We start from the raw sequence: 20,754 nt of genomic DNA on the forward strand, positions 1-20,754 counted from the left end.
ATGGGGCTGTCGTCTTGGCCGCAATGTCAGGCCGCTGCTTTCTCGCTGCGGTTCATCTGCGTGGCGTTGTAGTTGACGATGCGCCCGGTCTCCAGCTCCACGCCGATGCGTCCCGTCAGCGTTTCGAGTGGACGGCCGTAGAGGTGGAAGTGCAGTGTGGGGGCGTCGCCCACCACGTGGATGCTGTGGATGTCCTGCGGCAGGAAGCTGATCGGCGTGCCCGGGCGCACCACCAGCTCGCGCTCCAGTTCGATGCTGGCGCGCTCGGGGTTGCTGCCGTCGTCGGTGCGGCGGTAGACGCGGTTGAGCTCATCGCCTTGCACGGCCACGATGACGGCCCACGTGTCATGGTTGTGCGGGATGGTCTTCTTGCCCGGCACGATCGAATTGAGGTAGAGCGCCGGCAACTGGCCTTCTCCGCTCAGGCGGTAGCGGGTAGAGGTGGTGGTGCCGTCGCTGGGCGGCGGGAAATCGGCAAAGCCGAACAGGTCCTTCTGGTCGGCCAGCTTCTGCAGGGCGGCGGTGATCTGACCGAGCGTGGCGCGATCCACCTCGCGCTGTGCCGTCAGTGCGCTGACCTCGGCGAGGGTGGCGGCAATGGCCGCATTGCGCTGGTTTTGCTGGTCGGTCTGGTTGGTCTGGGTCGTCATGGGGGGAGATCCTGTTATGAATACGATGCCGTGGCAGGTGGCGGCCGTGCTCCACTCTACGGAGTGCGGGACCCGGGAAGAACGAACAATATCGCCGATGCATATTCGGTTTTGATCTGGTGCAAGACGGCATGATGTCCGCGCCAGGCACGGCATAACGATCTGCGATCTGATTCGTTAGCGCCCGGTGCAACATCTTTTAGGCTTCAACCTGCCCAGCATTTTCAAGAGCTTCCCGCCATGACCATTACCGACTTGTCCCAGACCTTGGCCGATACTGACGCAAGCGCCGAAGCCACGGCCGTTGCCGACCACGTGAGCGGCGCCCGCGCCGCGGCGGTCGCCGCCTTCATCGCCCGCGCCCGAGAGATCGCCGGCGGCCACGCCGCCGACAAGACGCCGCTGGCCGCGATCGCCGACGAACTGGTGGCGCTGGCTGGCCAGGCGCATCTGTTCCCGCCGGCGCATTTCCCCGTGGATGCGGCCAGGCCCGCCGCGATCTACCGGCTGGCGGAAGACCCGGACGGCCGCTTCGCCTTGTTCGCCTCGGCCGGCCTGCCGGGCAAGGCACAGCCGCCGCACGACCACACCACCTGGGCGGTGATTGCCGGTGTGCGCGGCGTGGAGCGCAACGTGATCTTTCACCGCAGCCCGGGCAGCAAGCCCGGGCTCGACACGCTGGAGCCGCTGCGCCAGCTCGACGTGCAGGCAGGCAATGCCATCACGCTATCGCCAACCGATGTGCATACCATCGAACTGATCGGCGACACGCCCGGCCTGCACCTGCATTTCTACGGCCTCACGCTGCCCCGCCTGAGCGAGCGCGTGAAGTTCGACCCCGCGCCCGAGGGCGGCACGCAATACAGCTACCGCACCTTTGCCGCGCCCGCGCTGATCCGCCATCCGCTGGTGAGCCCGGCCGCGCTCAAGCGCGCCATTGCGCAGGGGGAGGAGCTCGCTGTGCTGGATGCGCGGGAAGAGGGCGCTTTCTCACGCGAGCACCTGTTGTTCGCCGTGCCCGCCCCGCTGGGCCGGCTCGAAACCACGATCGACCGGCTGGTGCCGCGCCGCACCACGCGCATTGTGGTGACGGATCTGGCCGAGGATATCGCCCACGCGGCCGCGGCCAAGCTGTTGCGCTTTGGCTATACCAACGTATCCGTGCTGGAGGGCGGCACGCGTGCCTGGCAGGCCGCCGGCTATGAAATCTTCAGCGGCACCAACGTGCCCAGCAAAGCCTTCGGCGAAGTGATCGAGCACGAGCTGCACACGCCGTGGATCACCGCCGAGGCGCTCAAGCTGCACCAGACGCGTGGCGACAATGTGGTGGTGGTGGACAGCCGCCCCTTCACGGAATTCCAGAACATGAGCATTCCCGGCGCGGTGGACTGCCCGGGCGCTGAGCTGGTCTACCGCATCGGTGAGATCGCGCCTGATCCCGAGACGCTGGTGGTGGTCAATTGCGCCGGCCGCACGCGCAGCATCGTGGGCGCGCAGACGTTGATCAACGCCGGCATTCCCAATCGCGTGGTGTCGCTCAAGGACGGCACCATGGCATGGCTGCTGGCCGGCTACCAGCTCGACCACGGCCAGACCCGTTTCGCGCCACAGCCCGGCGAAGCCGCCCAGGCCGCGGCGCGTGAACGGGCCGCCCGCGTAGCGCAGCGCGCTGGCGTGCAACATATCGATGCGGCGCAGCTAGCCGCCTTCGCGCAGCAGGCGGATGACCGCACGCTGTACCGCTTCGACGTCCGCTCGCCCGAGGAATACGCCGCAGGCCACCTGCCGGGCTGGCGCAGCGCCCCCGGCGGCCAGCTGGTGCAGGCCACCGACGCCTACGCCGGCACCCGCCGCGCCCGCATCGTGCTGGCCGACTGGGATGGCGTGCGCGCACAGATCACGGCAGCCTGGCTGGCCCAGTTCAGCGGGCATGAGGTCTACCTGTTCCGCCCGGCACCGCTGGCACCGCGCGAATCCGGCCCCGAGCCTGTGCGCGTGCTGCGGGCCTCCGAGGTCGAAGCGCCATGGATCGAAGCCGCATCGCTGTCCGCGCTGCAAGCGCAGGGCGGGGTCACGGTGGCGGACGTGGATAGCAGCCTGGCATTCCGACGCGGCCACCTGCCCGGCGCATGGTTCGCCACGCCGGAGAAGGTCGCGCTGGTGCTGGAGCAGGCCAGTGCCGACGACATCATCGTGGTGACGTCATCCGATGGCGTGCTGGCGCAAGCGGTAGCGGCCGAGTTGCGCCGCACCAGCCAGCGCGACGTACGCGCGCTGCTCGGCGGCAACGCACGCTGGCAAGCGCTTGGCCTGCCAACGGAATCCGGCGAAGCCGGCACAGCCGCCGCAGCGCGCATCCTGACCGGCGACGAAGACGCGTGGTACAGCGCCTACGCCTACGAGGATGAAAGCCGCCGGAAGTCCGAGATGCACGCCTACCTGAACTGGGAAATCGGCCTGGTCGATCAACTAGAACGCGACGGTGATCTGCCGGTACGGCTGGTGGATTACAGCCAGCCGTAGGCGCAAAGGCATCGCTTCGGCCAGCACCCGCCCTCTCCCCCGGCCCCTTGTATGTCGGAAAATATGTCCTGGAAGCCTCAGATCGATGGCCCCATGCCCTGGGCGAAAGCCCAAGTTCGAGGGAGAGCGAGGATCGAGGCTTCCATTTTTGATAGCGTTTAGCCTAAGCCCGAACGGTTGGATGGCAGCACGCCGAATGGTCACAAGGATGGGATAAGCCAAATGGATATCAAGGTTGTAGGAATCGACGTTAGCAAGAACACGCTGGATCTGGACTCTTTGCCTGACAGCGCGAGCTTGCAGTTCATCAATGACGAAGCGGGTATCGCTTCGCTGTTGGCATACCTGGCCGAGCACAACGACGAAGGTCAAATCGATCGCATCGTGCTTGAGGCGACAGGCGGTTATGAAACCAGCGTCAGTATCGCGCTGGCTGGTGCCGGATTGCCGGTCGCAGTTGTCAACCCCAAGCAGGTGCGCGACTTCGCCAAAGCTTGCGGGATTCTGGCCAAGACCGACCGGCTCGACGCGCGCGTGCTGGCGCGTTTTGCCCAGCAGATCCGGCCGCCAGTGCGTCCGTTGCCCGACGAGGCGCAGCGCGAATTTGCTGACCTGTTGGACCGGCGCAGCCAGCTCGTGGTCATGCGGGCGCAAGAGAAGGCTCGAGTCGCCACTGCGCCGCCGCTTGCCATCAAGAGCCTGAAAGAGCATATCGAATGGTTGGACGCCCGTATCAAGTCGCTCGATATCGATATGACCCACAAGCTGCGCACCAGTGACGTATGGAAGCACAAAGTGGAATTGCTTAGCAGTGTGCCGGGCATTGGCAAAGTCAGCGTGTTCACCCTGCTGGGGCGACTGCCCGAGTTGGGTAAGCTCAACCGCCAGCAGATCGCAGCGCTGGTCGGCGTGGCGCCGTTTAACGACGACAGTGGCAAGCGCCGGGGACAACGCTACATCCGCGGCGGTCGAGCCGAGGTGCGCAATGTGCTGTATATGGCGACGGTAACTGCGATTCGTCATAACCCTGCCATCCGTAGTTTCTATGAGCGCTTGAGTCTTACCGGTAAGCCATTCAAGCTCGCCGTGACTGCCTGCATGCGCAAGCTGCTGACAGTCCTCAATACCATGGCGAAGACCGGTCAGCCGTGGGAAAACAAACTGCCCGCTTGACACGGTTGCTCTCCCACAAGTGGGAGAGGGGAGCCAACCAGCGGACAATGTGAAGGATTCGGTGTAGCCGGGATTCCCGCCCGAAGGGGCGGGAATCCCCCACGGCGATGCGAAGCGAGCCGTGTAGGTGTGCCAAGGCCGTATGGGGCGCCTCGGGATCCGGCGAAAAGAGCGGAAAAGAGGGACCCATGTCTGAGTATCGCCTTAAGGCGATGCGAGTTTGGGTCCCGGCCGCTCTTTTCGCCGGATCACGAGGGGAAGTCGCCCCATCCGGCGCGCCTTCTTTGCCTACTTTCTTGGCAAGACAAGAAAGTAGGTCGCCGCCCCGCAGGGGTGGTGAAACTGCAGTTGCCTTTGACTCACCTCAACGACACTCACCGCAACGACACTCACCGCAACGACATCCCCGCCCCCAAAATCACCAAAGCATACCTAGGCAAATCCCGAGCCAAAGTCGCATCCAGCTCCTGCGCCGAAGACCCCACCACAACATACCCCGCATCCTCCAGCTGCCCCCGCGTAGCCGGCACATCAAGCACAGCCGCAACATCGCGGCTGATGCGATCCACCACATCAGCAGGCGTAGCCGCAGGCGCAAGCAGCCCCTGCCAGCTTTCCACCGCGAAACCCGCGGCACCTGCTTCCGCCATGGTCGGCACCTGTGGCAGCGCCTTCGAGCGATAGGGCGTGGTCACCGCCAGCGCAGTCAGCCGGCCGGAGCGCACGTAATCGGTCACCGCCGCGAGCGTGATCAGCGTTGCGTCGATGTGCCCGCCAAGCAGGTCGACCGTGGCGGGCGCGCCCCCGGCATAGGGAATGTAGTTGACCTTGATGCCGGTCTGGCGCGATAGCATTTCATGGGCCACGTGGGCAATGCCGCCATTGCCGGGCAGGCCAAGCGTGACCTCGCCGGGCTTCTTGCGTGCCAGCGCGATGTAGTCCTGCAGGTTGCGCACGCCAAGATCCGGCCTGACGACCAGGATCTGCGGATTCACCACCGCCTTGCTGACACCGCGAAACGCGCGGCTCGCATCGTACGGCAGTGTCTTGAACAGCGACGCGTTCAGCGTCACGCCTTCGCCACCCAGCAGCAAGGTGTAGCCGTCCGGCTTGGCTCGCGCCACCTGCGCGGCACCCAGGGTGCCGCTGGCGCCCACCACGTTTTCCACCACCACGGGCTGGCCCCATTTCTCGCTGAGCTTGAGCGCCAGCGTTCGTGCGAGCTTGTCGGCACTGCCGCCGGGCGCCACCGGCACCACGATGCGCACGGGACGCGCAGGGAAAGCCTGCGGGGCCTGCGTGGCATAACTGTGAAAAGGTACGCCAGCGATGGCGGCCGCGGCGGCGGCGACGGGCAGGCAAAGAAGGGTGCGGAACAGGGTGCGACGTTGCATGACGGTAGTGCCTGAGGCGAATCGAGCGCCAAGCTTAGAAAGCGTGGCCCCTGCGGCCAACGAATCTTTCCGCGCATGGATATGCGGCCGCGCTGTGCTGCCACGGGCAACGGAATGCGCATAACGATTGGCTCATTTATTCGTTCCGTGCCCGTCGGTGCTTGCGTACAGTTTGTCGGCTGCATTGCACCAACCACGACTTAGCCAACAAGAACTCGAACACACCATGACCCGCACTCTTTCGCTGCGCTCCCCACGTCTTCTCGCCTTCGCTGCCGCCTTGCTGGCCGGCACCTTCTTTGCCGGCGCCGCGCAGGCCGACGCCACGCTCGACAAGATCCGCCAGCGCGGCAAGATCGCGGTCGGCATCATGCTGTCTGGCAGCGCTTTCGGCTCGATCGATCCCGCCACGCAAAAGCCCGTCGGCTTCAATGCGGACCTCGCGCAGGACCTGGCCAGGCAGCTCAATGTGGAGCTGGAAACGGTGCAGGTGCAGCCGTCCAATCGCGTGCAGTTCCTGCAGCAGGGCAAAGTCGACGTGCTGATCGCGGCGATGGAATACAACGCCGAGCGCGGTGAGCAGCTGGGCCACGTGCCTACGCCTTACTATCGCGTGGGCGGCGCCGTGATCGTGCCCAAGCAAAGCGATATCCGCCGCTGGGAAGACTTGAAGGGCAAGACGGTGTGCATCTCGCAGGGCAGCAGCTATACGCGTCCCGTGCAGGTGGAATACGGCGCCATCCCGAAGGGCTTCAAGGGCTCGGCGGAATCGCTGCTGGCGCTGCGCGGTGACAACTGCGCCGGCGCCGTGCACGACAACACGCTGCTGCAGCCGCTGGTGCGGGGCAACCCGGAATGGCAGAACTACCGCATCGTGCTGCCTGAGCTCAATCCCGCGCCGACTGTGATCTGGACTCGCAAGGGCGAGCAGGACACCATTTCCGCGGTGGACCGCATCGTGCAGAACTGGCATCGCAGCGGCTGGCTGGTTGCCACCGAGAAGAAGGCCGGCATCCTGCCGCCGTCGCCTGCGCTGATCGAGCTGCATGACAAGTTCAAGGGCGGCCGTTCCTGATGGAAGCAGCGATTGCCTGGTGGATCGATGCGGCGCACCGCATCGGCCTGAACTACGCGTTCCTCGCCGATGCCTATGACCGCGCCTCATTCGTGCATGGCGCCTGGGTAACCATCGAGCTGGTGCTTTGCACCCTTGCCGGCAGCCTGGTCGCCGGCGTGGGAATGGCGGCGGCGCTGACCTCGCGCAACGCGTTGCTGGCCGGTGCCACGCGCGCGTTTGTGGAAGTCACCCGCAATACGCCGACCCTGGTACAGCTCTACTGCGCCTTCCTGGTTCTCAACATGCTGATCACCCATGCCTTGCAGGACGCGCAGCGGACCAATCCGCTTACGCCGTTCCTGTGGGTGGTGGTAGTGCTGTCGCTGCACAAGGGCGTGTTTCATGCCGAAGCCTTGCGCGCTGGCATCGAGGCGGTGCCCAAGGTCACGCTCGAGGCGGCGGCGTCGCTCGGCTTTGATCGCCGTACTTTGCTCTGGCGTGTGCAGTTGCCGCTGGCGGTGCGCTTTGCCCTGCCTGCCCTGGTCAACAATTCCGTGGAGCTGGTCAAGGCCACGGCGGTGGCGTCCGCGATTGCGGTGGGCGATATCACCTACGCCTCCATCATGATCTGGACCCAGCGCGACAACGTGCTGGAACTGATGGTGCTGCTGCTGTTGTTCTTCGGCCTGCTGACCTGGGTGGTCAGCCACGCGGGCAACTGGCTGGAACTTCGACTAAGGATGCCCGGCTATGGCGAGCGCTGATTCCACTTTCCTCGCCGCGCCCGCGACGTCGCGCGCCGGCCGTTATGCTGGGCTGCTGTGGCTCCTGCCGCTGGTGGCGGTGGCGCTCGCGGCGACCCGCCACCCGGACCTGGCCCGCGCGCTGGCCAGCGCTTGGCAATGGTCGCCGGCGCTGGCGCGCGGCTTCCTGGTCAATATCGGCGTGAGCCTGCTGGCGATCTTGCTGGGCACGGCCGGCGGGCTGCTGGTCGGCGCGTTGCGCCTGTCGCCGGTGGCGCTGCTGTCGCGCCCGGCGCATTTGTACGTGCAGGTGTTCCGCAATGCTCCCTGGCTGGTGCTGATCTACTTCTCCACCTACGTCTTCCCGTTCGAGGTGAATATCGGCAGCCATATCGTGCCGTTTCCCGACTGGTTCAAGGTGGTGGTGGGGCTGGCGCTGCCGGCCAGCGCCAACGTGGCCGAGGTGCTGCGCGGCGCGGTGCAGTCGATCCCGCTCACGCAGTGGGAGGCGGCCAGCTCGATGGCGTTCTCGCGCTGGCAGATCCTGCGGCTGATCATCGTTGCGCAATGCGTGCGCCGCATGCTGCCGCCGTGGATGAACCTGTACGCCACGCTCACCATGGGCACCGCGCTGGCCTCGCTGGTGGGCGTGCACGATCTGCTCGATACCGCGCAGATCGCCAGCAATACCGTCAACCAGACCGCCTTCACCGTGCTGATCTATTTCACCGTGCTGGCGATGTTCTTTGCCTGGTGCTACCCGATTTCGCGCTTCACCCGTTTCCTGGAACAAAAATATGCTGTTGCCTGAACACAATGGCGGACCCGTGTTGTCCGTGGTCCCCGAGCCTGCCGCGCCGCTGGTTGCGCTCAAGGACGTGCACCTTGCCTTTGGCGGCAACCCGGTGCTCAAGGGCATCGACCTGGAAGTGCGGCGCGGGCAGGCGGTGTCCATCATCGGGCCGTCCGGCTCGGGCAAGTCCACCATCCTGCGTTGCCTTACCGGCCTGCTGGAGCCGCAGCAGGGCACGGTGACGGTCGGCGGTGTTTCGGTGCGCGAGCTGCGCAGCGAGGCCGAGCGCATTGCGCTGCGCAAGCGTGTGGGCTTTGTCTTCCAGCAGTACAACCTGTTTCCGCACCTGACCGTGCTGCAGAACCTCACCATCGCGCCGTTGCGCGTGCTGGGGCGCGGCCGCGCCCAGGCGGAGGCCACGGCCATCGCGTTGCTGCGCAAGGTGCGCCTGGCCGACAAGGCCGGCGCATATCCGGGCGAGCTGTCCGGCGGCCAGCAGCAGCGCGTGGCGATTGCCCGCGCGCTGGCGATGGAGCCCGAGCTGATCCTGTTCGACGAGGTGACCTCGGCGCTGGACCCGGAGACGGTGGGCGAGGTGCTGACCGTGATCGGCGACCTGGTCGAGGAGGGGCTGACCTGCCTGCTGGTGACGCATGAGATGCGCTTTGCCGAAGAAATCAGCGACGAGGTTTACTTCACCGAAGGCGGGCGCATTGTCGAGCATGGCCCGGCCAGCCGCATCTTCAGCGCGCCGCGCAGCGAGCGCACGCGCGCCTTTCTCAACCGCTCGCTCGGCGCAGCCCCGCGCGCACAGGCCGATCCCTTCGTTTTCTCGTTCGACAAGCTGCGCTTTGCCGTCTGAGCGCGGCGCAAGCCAATATCCCTATCCAGGAACCATGAGCCATCATCGCGATACCCAACTGATCCATGCCGGCACGCCGCCCTTTGTCCAGGGCCACGGCCCGGTCAATGTGCCGGTGGTGCGCACCAGCACCGTGCGCTTCGAGAACTCGGACGCCTATGACGATATCCGGGCGCGCCATGCGCGCGGCGAGCGTGTCAGCTCCTATGGCCGGCAGGGCATGGATACGCACCGGGCGCTGGAAGACGCGATTGCCGGACTCGAAGGCGGCAACCGCACCTTCCTGGCGCCCTCGGGGCTGGCGGCGATCTCGCTGACCTTCCTGGCGCTGCTGTCGCCAGGTGACCATGCGCTGGTGGTGGACAGCGTCTATGCGCCGGTACGCAGGCTGGAGCAAACGCTGCTACGCCGCCTGGGCATCGAGGTCAGCTACTTCTCGCCCAGCCAGGACGATCTGGACGCGCTGATCCGCCCCAACACGCGGCTGCTCTACCTGGAGTCGCCCAGTTCTCTGTTGTACGAGGTGCTGGACCTGCCGCGCCTTGCGCAGATCGCGCACCGCCATGGCGTGGTGGTGGCCACCGACAATACGTGGGCTTCCGGCCATGTGCTGCAGCCGCTGGCGCTCGGCGTGGATGTATCGATCCTGGCATCGACCAAGTACATCAGCGGCCATTCCGACCTGATGCAGGGCGCGGTGGTGGTCAAGGACGAGGGGCTGGCGCGCCGCATTGCCGATGCCTACGATGGCTTCGGCCTGGCCATCAGCGCGGACGATGCCTACCTGGCGCTGCGCGGCATCCGCACGCTGGCGGTGCGGCTGGCGCAGCACCAGCGCAATGCCTTGGCGGTGGCACAGTTCCTGGAACCGCATGAGGCGGTAGGGCGCGTGTTCTATCCGGCCTTGCCCTCGGACCCCGGCCACGCGCTGTGGCTGCGGGATTTCTCCGGCGCCAACGGGCTGGTCTCGTTCTCGCTGCCCGGCGCCGATGTGGCGGCGGCGCGCAAGCTGGTGGATTCGCTGAGCTTGTTCGGGCTGGGGGCTTCGTGGGGCGGCTATGAAAGCCTGGTGCAGGTGGCAGCGCCGGAGCGCCTGGCGGAACACTCATACTGGCGTGGCGCCGAGCCGGTGATCCGCCTGCATATCGGCCTGGAAGCAGCGGAGGATCTGATCGCCGACCTGGCGCAGGGGCTGGCGGCGACGGTGCAGGCATCCGTGCCGCAACGGCGCGCGGCGGCCTGAGTCTGCACGATTTGCGGCCATTCGCGAGAGGGCAAGGCCGCTAAAAAAAAGAAGCGGGACGGGAATTTGCCCGCTTCGCAAAAAAGCCAGTGTCATCGTTGCGCTGGCTTTCAGTACCCGCTGTCGTGGCGACACCGGCCGCGGGCGGTGCCGCGGCCGTCAAGCCTCAGATTGCCCAGCCGCCGCCGTAGAACACGGCCAGCGCCAGCGCGATGCCCACGGTGCCCACGTTCAGCTTGCGGTATTCACCGGCCACGATGCGGCCGATCACCAGGGTGCAGAAGCCCAGCATGATGCCCGTGACGATATTGCAGGTCAGCACGATAAAGACCGCGCAGACCAGGCCGGCCATGGCGTCGACCATATCGTCCATATGCAGCTTGCTGACGCTGCTGAGCATCAACAGGCCCACATACATCAGGGCAGGTGCCGTCGCGTACGAAGGCACCAGCCCGGCCAGCGGCGAGAAGAAGATCACTGCCAGGAAGAGCAGGCCGACCACCACCGCGGCCAGGCCGGTCTTTGCGCCGGCGGCCACGCCAACGCTCGATTCGATGTAGGCCGCAGCGGGCGCGCCACCGAAGAAGGCCGAGAAGATTGAGCTGAGCGAGTCCGTGGTCAGGGCTCGGCCGCCGTTGGGGATCTGGCCCTTCGCGTCGAGCTGGCCCGCCTGGCCCGCAACGGCGCGGATGGTGCCGGTGGCGTCGAACACGGCCGTCATCACCAGTGCCAGCACGCTAGGCAGCACCGTCAGCGACAGCGCCCCCTTGATGTCCATCGCACCGATCAGCGAGGCATGGCCCGGCGCGCTCAGCGCGGGCAGCGCGAACACGCCCGTGAACTTGACGGCAGGATCAAAGGCCAGGCCCAGCGCGGAGATGGCGACGATCACCAGCAAGATGCCGCCCGGCACCCGGCGCCGTTCCAGCCCGAAGATGGCGGCCAGGCCGAGAATCGACATGACGACCGGGAAGGCGGTGATCTTGCCCAGTGTGACCGGCAGGCCGGCGCCGGGGTTCTTGATCACCAGCCCCACGTCGTTGGATGCGATCAGCAGCAGGAACAAGCCAATGCCGATGCCCGTGCCGTGCGCCACGCCGGCCGGCAGGTTGCGCAGGATCCAGGAGCGCACGCCGGTCACGGAAATGGCGGTGAAGACCACGCCCATCAGGAAGATCGCGCCAAGCGCAACGGCCGGGGAGAGCCCCTGCCCAAGCACCAGCCCGAACGCGGTGAAAGCGGTCAGCGAGATCGCACAGCCGATGGCGATGGGCAGCTTGGCCCACACGCCCATCAACAAGGAGCCGAACGCCGCGGTCAGGCAGGTGGCGACGAACACGGCGCTGCCATCGAAGCCCGCCTTGCCGAGCATGCCCGGCACGACGAACACGGAGTACACCATGGCCATGAAGGTGGTGGCGCCGGCCAATGCCTCGCGGCGCCCGGTGCTGCCGCGCTCGCTGATCTGGAAGTAGCGGTCGAGGAAGCCCTTGGCTTCCACGGATGCGATGGCGTCGATGGCCTTGGCCTCGATCGCGTCGGTGCCAGGGGCGGTGGCACGGCCGGGGAACGGCTGTTCAAGCATGGCGGAGTGTCTCCTTTGTGGTGCGCTGGGGCGGCGGCTACGTCGCTCATTCCCAGGCTGTCTCGCTTTTTCGTTGTCGTTGCCGAGGCCGTCATGCGGGCCGCTGCGCACAAGGTCTGTGTCGCATTCGGCACTGCATGCAGCCCGGTACGCCGCTGTCGGCCGCTTGCTCGCCACTCCGTGCTGGCGCTGCCGGTCCGACATGGCGCAAGACTAAGGGAGGGGCAGCATTCGTTCATAACGGCGGGAACATGGCTGACATTGGGAATTGAATATGAGTGGCCGGTTGCGCTCGCGGCAGGCGGGGCGTTCGGAAAAGCGCGGATTGTGGCTGGACGCGGGCAGGAAGGCAACTACCAAAGCGGCGATTGTGCGAATGCCGCCCAAATTGTCATGACTGCCGGGACATTGGGTAAGGGGTGGGGCGGCGGGCGCGGCAGCTAGACGGTTTCGCCTCTTCGCCCCTACACTGCATGGCCACTCCGGCACATCGAGCGCCTCCACCTAGCCAAGCCATGCAAGCCATGCAAGTGACCTTCCGTTGCGATCCGCTGCTGCAGGACAACCTCCCGCGCCCGCAGCCTGCCCAGCAGGCGCTGCCGGACTGGGTGCGGGCGATGCGTCCCAAGGCGTTCTCGCCCCTGCACGGCCGCGACATCCGCACCATCAAGCAATGCCCGCCGTTCATCGATGCCATGACCCATGGCTTTGTGATTCTGCTGCCATGCGACGTGCGCGTGGAGCGGGGCGTGTTCTCCTGGGATTGGGACTTGCCTGAGCCGGGCATCGACGGCCATCCACGCGCGCCGCTGAGCTTTCACGTGCCGGAGCAACTGGGCGGCACGCCACTGCACTCGGAGGCCGTCGCCCTGAAATTCAACAGTTTCTGGACCATCGAGCTGCCGCCCGGGTGGTCGCTGCTGGCGATGCATCCGGCCAACCGCTGGGATCTGCCGTTCCGCACGCTGAGCGGCCTGGTCGATGCGGACCGCTTCCATGACGTGGGCATCAATTTCCCGGCGCTATGGACCGACGCGGAGTTCGACGGTGTCCTGCCCAAAGGCACGCCGGTCGCACAGTGCTGCCCGGTGCCACGCGCGGAGCTCGAACTGTCTTTCGGCACGATCGATGCGGAGGGCGCCGGGCGCTACGAGAAGCTGGCGGCAGAGGTACTGACCACGCCCGGCGTCTACCGCAAGCGCTTTCGCGCGCCGCGCGAGCGGGGTGGTCAGTCCTGAGTGCTGCCCGGGTTGGCCAGGTAGCCGAGGCTGGCCAGCAAGGCACGCAAGGCGCCCAGGTCGGCCCATAGCCGGCCGTGCGGTCCCGAGCACAGCGCCTGCGCGATCCGGCCGAAGGTCTCCGGGGCAACGCGGTAAGCGTGGGCATAGGCGGCCAGGGCCGCATCCGGCTGGCCGTCTTCCTGCAGCACGATGCCAAGGTTGACCGCCGCCGGCGCAGCGTCCGGCTGGCAGGCCAGGGCGCTGCGCAAGGCGGCCTGCGCACCGCGCAGGTCACGCTGGTCCTGCCGCACCAGCCCAAGCTGGATCCAGCCGTCGTAGTCCTGCGGATGCGCGCCGACGAGGGCTTCCAGCGTGGCTTGCGCGGCGGCCAGCTCGCCGAGCTCCTGCTGCGCGATGGCCAGGTTCAGGCACGCCTCCCGGCTGCGCGGCTCCAGCGCCACGGCACTGGCAAAGGCGCCGGCGGCCTCGGCCTTGCGCCCGAGCGCATGCAGCACTTTGCCCCGCTGGAACCGCGCGCGCGCGATATTGCCGTCCAGCGCCAGGGCGCGGTCTAGCGCCGCCAGCGCGGCTTGCAGCTCGCCGCCTTTGCGCATTGCCTCCGCCAGTTCAATCCACGCCGGCGCAAAACCCGGCGCCCGCTGGATCAGCAGGCCCAGTTCCGCCACGGCGTCCGCCGCTCCGCTCTGCAACCGGGCGATGCAGGCGAGATAGGTCGGCTCCAGGGCATTGCCGCTGAGTGCGCAGGCGCGCAGCAGGGGCGGCAGCGCCTCTGCCGGCGCGCCATCGGCCAGCGCCGCCCGGCCGGCGATCAATAGCGAGGGCAGGTGATCCGGCCGCAGCGAGAGTCCCTGCGCGATGTGCCGCCGCGCCAGCGTGGCCTCGCCACGCTGCAAGGCAATCTGCGCGCTTAGCTGGCACACGGCGGGATGCGCCGGGTAGCGGCCGATGAGCGCGGCCGCATAGCTGGCAGCGGCATCGATGTTGCCCTGGTTCAGATACGTGATGGCCGCCGTCAGCCCTGCCTCCAGCGCAATGGTCAACTCAACTGCCAGCGCGGCTTCGGGCGCGCTCGGGTCCGTACTCGGCTTGGTCATGGCAAGCGGCGTGGTTGCGGTGGCGCAAGCTTAACCGGTCTTGCCGGCACGCGGCGTGCTTATGCCTGCTTCATTCGCCGCTAGACAGCGCCATCCAAAGTCAGCCAATGTTGGCATGCTGGCTGAATTCCTCCAGCAGCACGCCGCGCGCTTGCACGTGTAGGTCCTGCACGATGTCGGCCACGCTTTGCAGCGGCCGTGCGGCACGCCGGCGCCTTCCAGCGTGGCCTACCAGGTGGCTTTGCCCGCCGCCCACGGGCGTGCGGTAACATCTGGTCAAAGGAGGCGGCGGTGCCGCCTCCGCTTCTCAACGCTGTTTTCCCGAGTCTCCCGCTTCGTGTCCGCCGAACCCTATTTCTACGAGCCCGCCAACGGGCATGGCCTGCCGCATGATCCCTTCAACGCCATCGTCGGGCCGCGCCCGATCGGCTGGATTTCGTCGCGCGCTGGCGATGGGATTGTCAATCTCGCGCCCTATAGCTTCTTCAACGCCTTCAACTACACGCCGCCCATCGTGGGGTTTTCCAGCATTGGCTACAAGGACAGCGTGCGCAATATCGAGCAGACCCGCGAGTTCTGCTGGAACCTGGCCACGCGGCCGCTGGCCGATGCCATGAATGCAAGCTGTGCGGCCGTGCCGCCGGAGGTCGACGAGTTCGAGCTGGCAGGGCTTACGCCGGTAGCGTCGCGCCTGGTCGCGGTGCCGCGGGTGGCGCAAAGCCCGGTCTCGTTCGAATGCAAGCTCACCCAGCTGATCCAGCTCGAGGGCGTCGACGGCCATAAGGTGCCAACCTGGCTGGTGCTGGGCGAGGTGGTCGGCGTGCACGTGGACAAGGCGCTGTTGAAGGACGGCATCTATGACACTGCTGCGGCCCGGCCGATCCTGCGCGGCGGCGGGCCGGCCGACTACTTCGAGATCGGGCCCGAGGCGCTGTTCCGCATGCGGCGCCCGCGCTGAGCGCTTCCTCGGCGCTGATGGCGGATTCCAGGCCGGCTGATCGCCGGCTTTTTCACGCCTGCAGATTCGCCTTGACAGACAGACCTGTCTACTAAAATAATGTAGACAGGTCTGTATCATTTTGAGTTTTGCCGAATGTGATGCGGGCCGCCTTTTTCAATTCACTGCTGTCGCAGCCAGGAGAAGTCGATGTCGTCCAACCCCGAAATCCGTCCGCCCGTGCCCCCGTTCACCCGTGAAACCGCCATCCAGAAAGTACGCGGTGCCGAAGACGGCTGGAATAGCCGCGACCCCGAGCGTGTGGCGCTCGCCTACACCGTCGACAGCGCGTGGCGCAACCGCGCGGAGTTCGTGAACGGGCGCGAGGCCATCGTCGGCTTCCTGGCGCGAAAGTGGCAGAAGGAGCTGGACTACCGCCTGATCAAGGAACTGTGGGCTTTCGACGGCAACCGCATCGCGGTACGTTTCGCGTACGAGTGGCATGACGATTCGGGCAACTGGTATCGCTCCTACGGCAACGAGAACTGGGAGTTCAACGAAGCTGGCCTGATGCAGCGGCGCTTTGCGTGCATCAACGATGCGCCGATCAAGGCGTCCGAGCGCAAGTTCTTCTGGCCCCTGGGGCGCCGGCCGGACGACCATCCCAGCCTGAGCGATCTCGGCCTTTAAAGGCCATTTCAAAAAGACAAAAAGACGCTGGCGTCGTTGCGCGGCCTTGGCGGATCCACTTGTATGGTCTGCGGCCGCGCGCCTGGCCTGAATCGCTTCGCTTCATGTTGAAACAATCAGCCTCTTAGTCCGCATGGCCCGATCAGGGATAATCGCCCCACTTTCGTGCCACTTTTCGCAGCAAGGAACACTTCAGCCATGGCCACGCCTTCCGCCCGCGAGCGCATCCTGGATACCGCCGCCCGCCTGTTCTACCAGGACGGGCTGCGCGCGACCGGCATCGACAAGATCATTGCCGAGTCCGGCGTGGCCAAGATGTCGCTGTACCGGCATTTCGCCTCAAAGAACGAGTTGATCGCGGCCTTCCTCGACCGGCGCCACGCGAGCTGGATGCGGTGGTTCGAGCAGGACGTGGAAGCGCGCTTTGCCGCCAGCCCCGGCCTGGAGGTCATCGCGCTCGCGCTGGCCGACTGGTTCTCCGACGAGGATTTTCGCGGTTGCGCGTTTATCAATGCGGTGGCGGAGGCGGGCGCCTCCGGCGAGGGCACTCAGGTGGCGCAATCCGTGGCGCACAAGGCGGAGCTGGCGGCCTTTATCGGTTCGCTGGTCAGGCGCCTTGGTCTGCCGGAGCCCGATGCCATTGCCGAAGAAGTGATGCTTTGCGTGGAGGGCATGATCGTGCGGTACCAGATGACGGCTGATCCGGGCGTGGTCGAGGCAGGACGGCGGTTGCTGCGCCGGTTGCAGCAAGTGCGTTGAAGGCTGGGGCGTAAAGCCCGTTTCGGGGCGGCAGTTACAGCGGCGCGGGCTGTGGCTGGGGTGCCTGCGCTGGCGGCGCTGACTGTGCTGGCGCGGCCGGTTTCTTGTCGCTCGTGCCGCTGTAGGCGAAGTACTTGGCCTTGGCGCCCTTGGCCCAATACGCCAGGGTGAACTGCTTGCTGTCGCGCGCGTAAAGCATCTCGAGGCTGCCGTTGGTTGCCTCCCATTCGGCGTAGCCGTTCTCGGCACTGGGCTCGGTCTTGCGCTTGGACTCGTAGCGGGCGTCGAGCTTCTTGCTGACGTCATCCAGCGCGGACCGGTCGAACGTCAGTGTGACGAGCGCCACCGCGTCGCCCGCGTCGCAGTTCACGATCGCGCGGGTCAGGCCCGGCAGATTGAAGCGGTCAAGGTGCTTGAGCTCCACCGTGTCCCCGCCCGCCCACGGCGTGGTGCCTGTCTTGACGCGATTCGGGCCGGGTGTCATCCGCGCGCACTTGGTCTTGCCAAGCTCAAGGCCGAGGGGGGCCGCATCCTTGCCGGGCGGTTGTGCGTGGGCGGCGATCGACGCGAACAGGAGGGCGGCGAAAAGGGGGCGCTTCTTCATCATGGTTTTGGCGAGATTCGAGATCTCGAAACGAACATGAGCGCGATTTTAAGGCCTGCCGCCGCGAGGATAGGTACTTCCGCGGTTTGCCCCAGTGTGTTGAGCAAGCTTTGACGCCGCCGCCGTTTGTGTTTTGCATGGCGCATAGTGCGTTCCGGGCGCGCTATGCGCGGCCGGAACGCGTAGCCTGCAGTGGCGTTGACGCGTCATGCGCCGTAGTAGAAGGCGCTGCGCACGGCGTCGATCCGCGGTTGGAGGCTGGCCTGAGCTTGCGGGGGCATGCTTGCCGCGGCCCCCTTGGCTGCGGCGGCATCTTGCGCGGCCACCTTGGCTTCGGCCGCTTGAATGTCCTGGGGATAGGTCGCGTCGTCGCCGTGGCCCGGCTGGTAGCCGGCTTGCTCCAGCCGGATCAGGTCGGCGCGGACTTCGGCACGGGTGAGTGGCGCCTGCTCGCTTTGGGCGAAGGACAGAGCCGGCGCTGCCAGGGCGCAGGACAACAAGAGTGTGCGAACGATTGCTTTCATGGTGCGTTACCTCTTTCAGTTGGAAGGGCCGCGCTTTCATCGAGATGATGAAAGGCTGTAACCAGTATGGGTTTTGCGCGGTGACCTCGGCCTTACCATCTCATTACAATCCCGTCATGTACCGCTGATGCTGCCAATGCCGCTATGGCGCCACGGCAGTCGGTTGCCAGCCGCCGCCCAGTGCCTTGACCAGCATCACGCTCGCGATCAACTGGCGTCGGTGCACCAGTTCGGCGGCCCGTTCACTGGCAAGCGCGGTGCTCTCCAGCACGCTGACATCCAGGTAGGCCACCGCGCCCTTGCGGTAGCGGTCCAGCCCCAGCGCCAGAGCGCGCTTGGATGCCTCGGTGGCGGCTTGCTGGCTGCTGGCCTCTTCCTGCAGCGCATGCAGCGCGGCAAAGTTGTCTTCTACCTCCTGGAAGCCGCGCAGCACGCTTGCGCGATAGTCGGCGGCACTGGCGTCGAACTGGGCGCGCGCGCTGTCGGCCACCGCCTGGCGGCGGCCACCGTCGAACAGCGTGGCGGCCAGCGCCGGGCCGATCGCCCAGAAGCGGCTCGGCGCGGTCAGCCAGCTGGCCAGGCTGGTGCTCTCCAGGCCGCCGCCGACGGCGAGCAGCAGGCTCGGGAAAAACGCGGCGCGGGCTACGCCGATCTGCGCATTGGCGGCTGCCACGCGGCGTTCGGCGGCGGCAATGTCGGGGCGGCGTTCCAGGAGTTGCGAGGGCAAGGCGGCCGGCATGGCCGGCAGGGTGGGCAGCACGGAAGTATCAGCCAGCGGCGGCAGCGAGAAGCGCGCCACGGGCTCGCCGATGAGCGTGGCGATGGCATGCTCCAGCTGCGTGCGGTTCAGCCACAGGTCGGCTAGCTGCGCCCTGGTGCTTTCGAGCTGCGCCTTGGCTTGTGCCACGTCGCCTTCGGTGGCGATGCCGCCACGGTAGCGGTTGTCGGCCAGTTGCAGGACCGTGCCGTAGGCGTCAACGGTGCGCCTGAGCAGGTCGATCTCCCGGTCGGCCGAACGCAGGCCGAAGTAGTCGGCGGCCAGCTCGGCCTGCAGGCCGAGGCGCACCGCCGCCACGTCGTCCGCACTGGCCTGGGCGCGCGCCTCGGCTGCATCCACGCCATTGCCGATGCGTCCCCACAGGTCGGGTTCCCAGGAGGCGGTGAGCCCCAGCAGGTGGTCGGGCTCGGTCTTGCCGGCCAGCGAGCGGCCAACCACATTGGCCGAGGTATGGCTGCGGCTGGTGCTCAGCCCGGCGCTGATGGTGGGAAAGTAAGCCGCATGCGCGGCCCGGGCCTGGGCACGGGCGTCTTCCAGCAGGGCCACGGCCTTGCGCAGCGTCTGGCTGGAAACGTCGATGCGGGCTTCTAGCGCGTTGAGCGGCGCGTCGGCATACACGCGCCACCAGTCCGGCGCGATGCCCGCCGGACCGCCCGGATGCGCGGCGCTGGCGCCGGCTTCCTTGTACGTGGCGGGCGTGTCGACAGTGGGTGGCTGGTAGGCTGGCGCGGTGGCGCAGCCTGTGAGCAGCGTTGCCAGCGCCAAGGCGGCGAGCGACGCCGCCAGCCGGCGTGGCCGGGCTGCAGGCACGCGGGTTTGATGAGAGCGCTTGGGAGTCTGCATGGCGGGCCTACTTAGCCTGGCTGGCCGTGGTTGCCGGCTGGGTGGCCGGCGTGGCCGGCGTATCCACCGCATCCGCCGCCACCTGGACCCGATCGCCCGCCAGCAGGCCGTCTCCGGGATTAACCACCACCTGCTCGCCGCCCTGCAAGCCCTCCGTGATCTCCACATGCGAGCCAAAGTCCCGGCCCAGCGTCACCAGCCGGATCGCCAGCATGCCGTTCGCGCCCACCACAGCCACGCAGGTGCCTTGCGGGCGGAACATCAACGTGTTGGCTGGCAGGGTCAGGCCGGCCCTTGCTTGCGGCGCGCTGAGGTGGACCTCGGCGTAGGCGCCCGGCAGGATCCGTCCCCCCGCATTGTCCACGTCCAGCTCCACGCGCAGGCTGCGCGTGACGTTGTCGATGGCGCCGGCATTGCGCGCCACGGTAGCGGCAAAGCGCTGGCCGGGGAACTGCGGCAGTGTCAGCCATGCCTGCATCTGCGGGCCAACCATGCCGCTTGCATCCTGCGGCACCTGCACATACACACGCAGCCGCGTGCCGGCGGAGAGATGGAACAACTCCCGGCCGGGTCCGCCGGCGCTGCCGGCATCGATCAGCGCGCCGGTATCCACGTTGCGCGCGGTCACCACGCCGTCGAAGGGCGCGCGGATCTGCGTGTAGGAGGCGAGTTGCGCCAGCCGTGCCGTGTTGGAGCGGGCGGAGGCCAGCGTGGCGGCCTTGGCCTGCATGTCGGCCACCTTCTGGTCGGTGTCCTGCTGCGCCACCGAGCGGGATGTGAGCAGGTCTTGCCAGCGCTCGGCGGTGCGCTTGGCCAGCGCGTAGTTGGCCGCGGCGATGGCTTCGTCGGCGTGCGCTTGCCGCAGCTGGTCGCTGACCTCGGGCGCATCGATCTCTGCCAGCAACTGGCCTTGCTTGACCGGGGTGCCGATGTCGGCGTACCAACGGCGCAGGTAGCCGTTGACGCGCGCATAGACCGGTGCGTCCTGGAAGGCGCGCACGTCGCCCGGCAAGGTCAGTTCTTGCAGCGCTGGCGCGCTGGCAGGGCGCACCGTCGCGACGGTGGTGGCCAGGGCTTCGGCGGTGCGCGCGGCCAGCGTGGCATGGGCATGCAGCCTGGGCAGGATGCCGGCGGCCAGCGCGCCGCCAAGCACTGCCAATACCAGCAAGCCCAGCAAGCTGGCTCGCAGGCGGCGCGTGCGCGCGGGTGCCACGCGCGGGGCGGCGGTGACGTCGCCGGATGGGGACATGGGGGGAGCAGG

The 20,754-nt window shown here is 66.9% G+C and carries 20 protein-coding genes; 11 read left to right on the forward strand and 9 right to left on the reverse strand.

Translation table 11 applies throughout. The features are described from left to right. Nucleotides 1–26 precede the first annotated feature (26 nt). Nucleotides 27–650: a cysteine dioxygenase family protein gene (locus tag F7R26_RS26425; protein WP_150992220.1), complete on the reverse strand. Its 624-nt coding sequence runs from the start codon at nt 648–650 to the stop codon at nt 27–29. 240 nt (nt 651–890) lie between these two features. Between F7R26_RS26425 and F7R26_RS26430 the strand changes: the two genes are divergently transcribed. Further along, complete coding sequence (locus tag F7R26_RS26430; protein ID WP_241754731.1) at nt 891–3,173, forward strand: rhodanese-like domain-containing protein; 2,283 nt, start codon at nt 891–893, stop codon at nt 3,171–3,173. Nucleotides 3,174–3,395: 222 nt separating this feature from the next. Then, entirely contained in the window at nt 3,396–4,346 is a 951-nt protein-coding gene (locus F7R26_RS26435; RefSeq protein ID WP_193692084.1) for an IS110 family transposase, read from the forward strand. Nucleotides 4,347–4,735: 389 nt separating this feature from the next. Here F7R26_RS26435 and F7R26_RS26440 read toward each other — a convergent pair whose 3' ends face one another. Continuing rightward, nucleotides 4,736–5,740, reverse strand: a complete 1,005-nt coding sequence (locus tag F7R26_RS26440) for a tripartite tricarboxylate transporter substrate binding protein (protein ID WP_150991470.1) — start codon at nt 5,738–5,740, stop codon at nt 4,736–4,738. Between the two features lie 226 nt (nt 5,741–5,966). Between F7R26_RS26440 and F7R26_RS26445 the strand changes: the two genes are divergently transcribed. From F7R26_RS26445 to metC, 5 genes are read left to right on the forward strand one after another with little or no spacing between them, the layout of a single operon-like run. Continuing rightward, the gene (locus F7R26_RS26445; protein ID WP_150991467.1) at nt 5,967–6,815 is read left to right on the forward strand and encodes a transporter substrate-binding domain-containing protein; all 849 of its coding nucleotides are present in this window, start codon (nt 5,967–5,969) and stop codon (nt 6,813–6,815) included. Next, nucleotides 6,815–7,561 (forward strand): amino acid ABC transporter permease, encoded by a 747-nt coding sequence (locus F7R26_RS26450; protein WP_150991464.1) that lies wholly within the window; start codon nt 6,815–6,817, stop codon nt 7,559–7,561. The genes F7R26_RS26445 and F7R26_RS26450 overlap by 1 nt, the downstream gene beginning before the upstream one ends. Beyond that, the gene (locus tag F7R26_RS26455) at nt 7,548–8,351 is read left to right on the forward strand and encodes an amino acid ABC transporter permease (RefSeq protein WP_150991461.1); all 804 of its coding nucleotides are present in this window, start codon (nt 7,548–7,550) and stop codon (nt 8,349–8,351) included. Before F7R26_RS26450 ends, F7R26_RS26455 begins: the two co-directional genes overlap by 14 nt. Then, the gene (locus F7R26_RS26460) at nt 8,338–9,195 is read left to right on the forward strand and encodes an amino acid ABC transporter ATP-binding protein (RefSeq protein WP_150991458.1); all 858 of its coding nucleotides are present in this window, start codon (nt 8,338–8,340) and stop codon (nt 9,193–9,195) included. Before F7R26_RS26455 ends, F7R26_RS26460 begins: the two co-directional genes overlap by 14 nt. A gap of 34 nt (nt 9,196–9,229) precedes the next feature. Beyond that, the gene (gene metC / locus F7R26_RS26465) at nt 9,230–10,438 is read left to right on the forward strand and encodes a cystathionine beta-lyase (RefSeq protein WP_150991455.1); all 1,209 of its coding nucleotides are present in this window, start codon (nt 9,230–9,232) and stop codon (nt 10,436–10,438) included. Nucleotides 10,439–10,604: 166 nt separating this feature from the next. Here the strand turns inward: metC and F7R26_RS26470 are convergent, their stop codons facing one another. Beyond that, on the reverse strand, nt 10,605–12,023 hold the full coding sequence (locus tag F7R26_RS26470; RefSeq protein WP_150991452.1) for an NCS2 family permease: 1,419 nt from the start codon (nt 12,021–12,023) through the stop codon (nt 10,605–10,607). Nucleotides 12,024–12,538: 515 nt separating this feature from the next. Here F7R26_RS26470 and F7R26_RS26475 point away from each other — a divergent pair. Then, nucleotides 12,539–13,261: a hypothetical protein gene (locus tag F7R26_RS26475; RefSeq protein ID WP_241754732.1), complete on the forward strand. Its 723-nt coding sequence runs from the start codon at nt 12,539–12,541 to the stop codon at nt 13,259–13,261. Here the strand turns inward: F7R26_RS26475 and F7R26_RS26480 are convergent. Continuing rightward, a complete protein-coding gene (locus tag F7R26_RS26480) occupies nt 13,252–14,358 on the reverse strand; it encodes a tetratricopeptide repeat protein (RefSeq protein ID WP_150991449.1) in 1,107 nt (368 codons plus the stop codon). The genes F7R26_RS26475 and F7R26_RS26480 overlap by 10 nt on opposite strands. A gap of 100 nt (nt 14,359–14,458) precedes the next feature. Then, on the reverse strand, nt 14,459–14,638 hold the full coding sequence (locus tag F7R26_RS26485) for a hypothetical protein (protein ID WP_150991446.1): 180 nt from the start codon (nt 14,636–14,638) through the stop codon (nt 14,459–14,461). Nucleotides 14,639–14,695: 57 nt separating this feature from the next. Here F7R26_RS26485 and F7R26_RS26490 point away from each other — a divergent pair, with 57 nt between their 5' ends. From F7R26_RS26490 to F7R26_RS26500, 3 genes are all read left to right on the forward strand, one after another. After that, entirely contained in the window at nt 14,696–15,316 is a 621-nt protein-coding gene (locus F7R26_RS26490; protein WP_150991443.1) for a flavin reductase family protein, read from the forward strand. Nucleotides 15,317–15,505: 189 nt separating this feature from the next. Further along, a complete protein-coding gene (locus F7R26_RS26495) occupies nt 15,506–15,985 on the forward strand; it encodes a nuclear transport factor 2 family protein (RefSeq protein ID WP_150991440.1) in 480 nt (159 codons plus the stop codon). 198 nt (nt 15,986–16,183) lie between these two features. After that, a complete protein-coding gene (locus F7R26_RS26500) occupies nt 16,184–16,744 on the forward strand; it encodes a TetR/AcrR family transcriptional regulator (RefSeq protein ID WP_150991437.1) in 561 nt (186 codons plus the stop codon). Nucleotides 16,745–16,778: 34 nt separating this feature from the next. Here F7R26_RS26500 and F7R26_RS26505 read toward each other — a convergent pair whose 3' ends face one another. From F7R26_RS26505 to F7R26_RS26520, 4 genes are all read right to left on the reverse strand, one after another. Further along, complete coding sequence (locus F7R26_RS26505) at nt 16,779–17,348, reverse strand: hypothetical protein (RefSeq protein ID WP_193692267.1); 570 nt, start codon at nt 17,346–17,348, stop codon at nt 16,779–16,781. A gap of 206 nt (nt 17,349–17,554) precedes the next feature. Continuing rightward, the gene (locus F7R26_RS26510; protein WP_150991432.1) at nt 17,555–17,872 is read right to left on the reverse strand and encodes a DUF4148 domain-containing protein; all 318 of its coding nucleotides are present in this window, start codon (nt 17,870–17,872) and stop codon (nt 17,555–17,557) included. A gap of 142 nt (nt 17,873–18,014) precedes the next feature. Then, complete coding sequence (locus F7R26_RS26515) at nt 18,015–19,493, reverse strand: efflux transporter outer membrane subunit (protein ID WP_150991429.1); 1,479 nt, start codon at nt 19,491–19,493, stop codon at nt 18,015–18,017. 7 nt (nt 19,494–19,500) lie between these two features. Next, nucleotides 19,501–20,742: an efflux RND transporter periplasmic adaptor subunit gene (locus tag F7R26_RS26520; protein WP_241754733.1), complete on the reverse strand. Its 1,242-nt coding sequence runs from the start codon at nt 20,740–20,742 to the stop codon at nt 19,501–19,503. Between the last annotated feature and the right edge of the window lie 12 nt (nt 20,743–20,754).

It is taken from the genome of Cupriavidus basilensis, from assembly GCF_008801925.2.
In the GTDB taxonomy this organism is placed as follows: domain Bacteria; phylum Pseudomonadota; class Gammaproteobacteria; order Burkholderiales; family Burkholderiaceae; genus Cupriavidus; species Cupriavidus basilensis.

Coding starts and splice junctions, on each gene's coding strand:
- F7R26_RS26425 (WP_150992220.1), bottom strand. CDS start 650: ATGACGACCCAGACCAACCAGACCGACCAGCAAAACCAGCGCAATGCG.
- F7R26_RS26430 (WP_241754731.1), top strand. CDS start 891: ATGACCATTACCGACTTGTCCCAGACCTTGGCCGATACTGACGCAAGC.
- F7R26_RS26435 (WP_193692084.1), top strand. CDS start 3,396: ATGGATATCAAGGTTGTAGGAATCGACGTTAGCAAGAACACGCTGGAT.
- F7R26_RS26440 (WP_150991470.1), bottom strand. CDS start 5,740: ATGCAACGTCGCACCCTGTTCCGCACCCTTCTTTGCCTGCCCGTCGCC.
- F7R26_RS26445 (WP_150991467.1), top strand. CDS start 5,967: ATGACCCGCACTCTTTCGCTGCGCTCCCCACGTCTTCTCGCCTTCGCT.
- F7R26_RS26450 (WP_150991464.1), top strand. CDS start 6,815: ATGGAAGCAGCGATTGCCTGGTGGATCGATGCGGCGCACCGCATCGGC.
- F7R26_RS26455 (WP_150991461.1), top strand. CDS start 7,548: ATGGCGAGCGCTGATTCCACTTTCCTCGCCGCGCCCGCGACGTCGCGC.
- F7R26_RS26460 (WP_150991458.1), top strand. CDS start 8,338: ATGCTGTTGCCTGAACACAATGGCGGACCCGTGTTGTCCGTGGTCCCC.
- metC (WP_150991455.1), top strand. CDS start 9,230: ATGAGCCATCATCGCGATACCCAACTGATCCATGCCGGCACGCCGCCC.
- F7R26_RS26470 (WP_150991452.1), bottom strand. CDS start 12,023: ATGCTTGAACAGCCGTTCCCCGGCCGTGCCACCGCCCCTGGCACCGAC.
- F7R26_RS26475 (WP_241754732.1), top strand. CDS start 12,539: ATGCAAGCCATGCAAGTGACCTTCCGTTGCGATCCGCTGCTGCAGGAC.
- F7R26_RS26480 (WP_150991449.1), bottom strand. CDS start 14,358: ATGACCAAGCCGAGTACGGACCCGAGCGCGCCCGAAGCCGCGCTGGCA.
- F7R26_RS26495 (WP_150991440.1), top strand. CDS start 15,506: ATGTCGTCCAACCCCGAAATCCGTCCGCCCGTGCCCCCGTTCACCCGT.
- F7R26_RS26500 (WP_150991437.1), top strand. CDS start 16,184: ATGGCCACGCCTTCCGCCCGCGAGCGCATCCTGGATACCGCCGCCCGC.
- F7R26_RS26505 (WP_193692267.1), bottom strand. CDS start 17,348: ATGAAGAAGCGCCCCCTTTTCGCCGCCCTCCTGTTCGCGTCGATCGCC.
- F7R26_RS26510 (WP_150991432.1), bottom strand. CDS start 17,872: ATGAAAGCAATCGTTCGCACACTCTTGTTGTCCTGCGCCCTGGCAGCG.
- F7R26_RS26515 (WP_150991429.1), bottom strand. CDS start 19,493: ATGCAGACTCCCAAGCGCTCTCATCAAACCCGCGTGCCTGCAGCCCGG.
- F7R26_RS26520 (WP_241754733.1), bottom strand. CDS start 20,742: ATGTCCCCATCCGGCGACGTCACCGCCGCCCCGCGCGTGGCACCCGCG.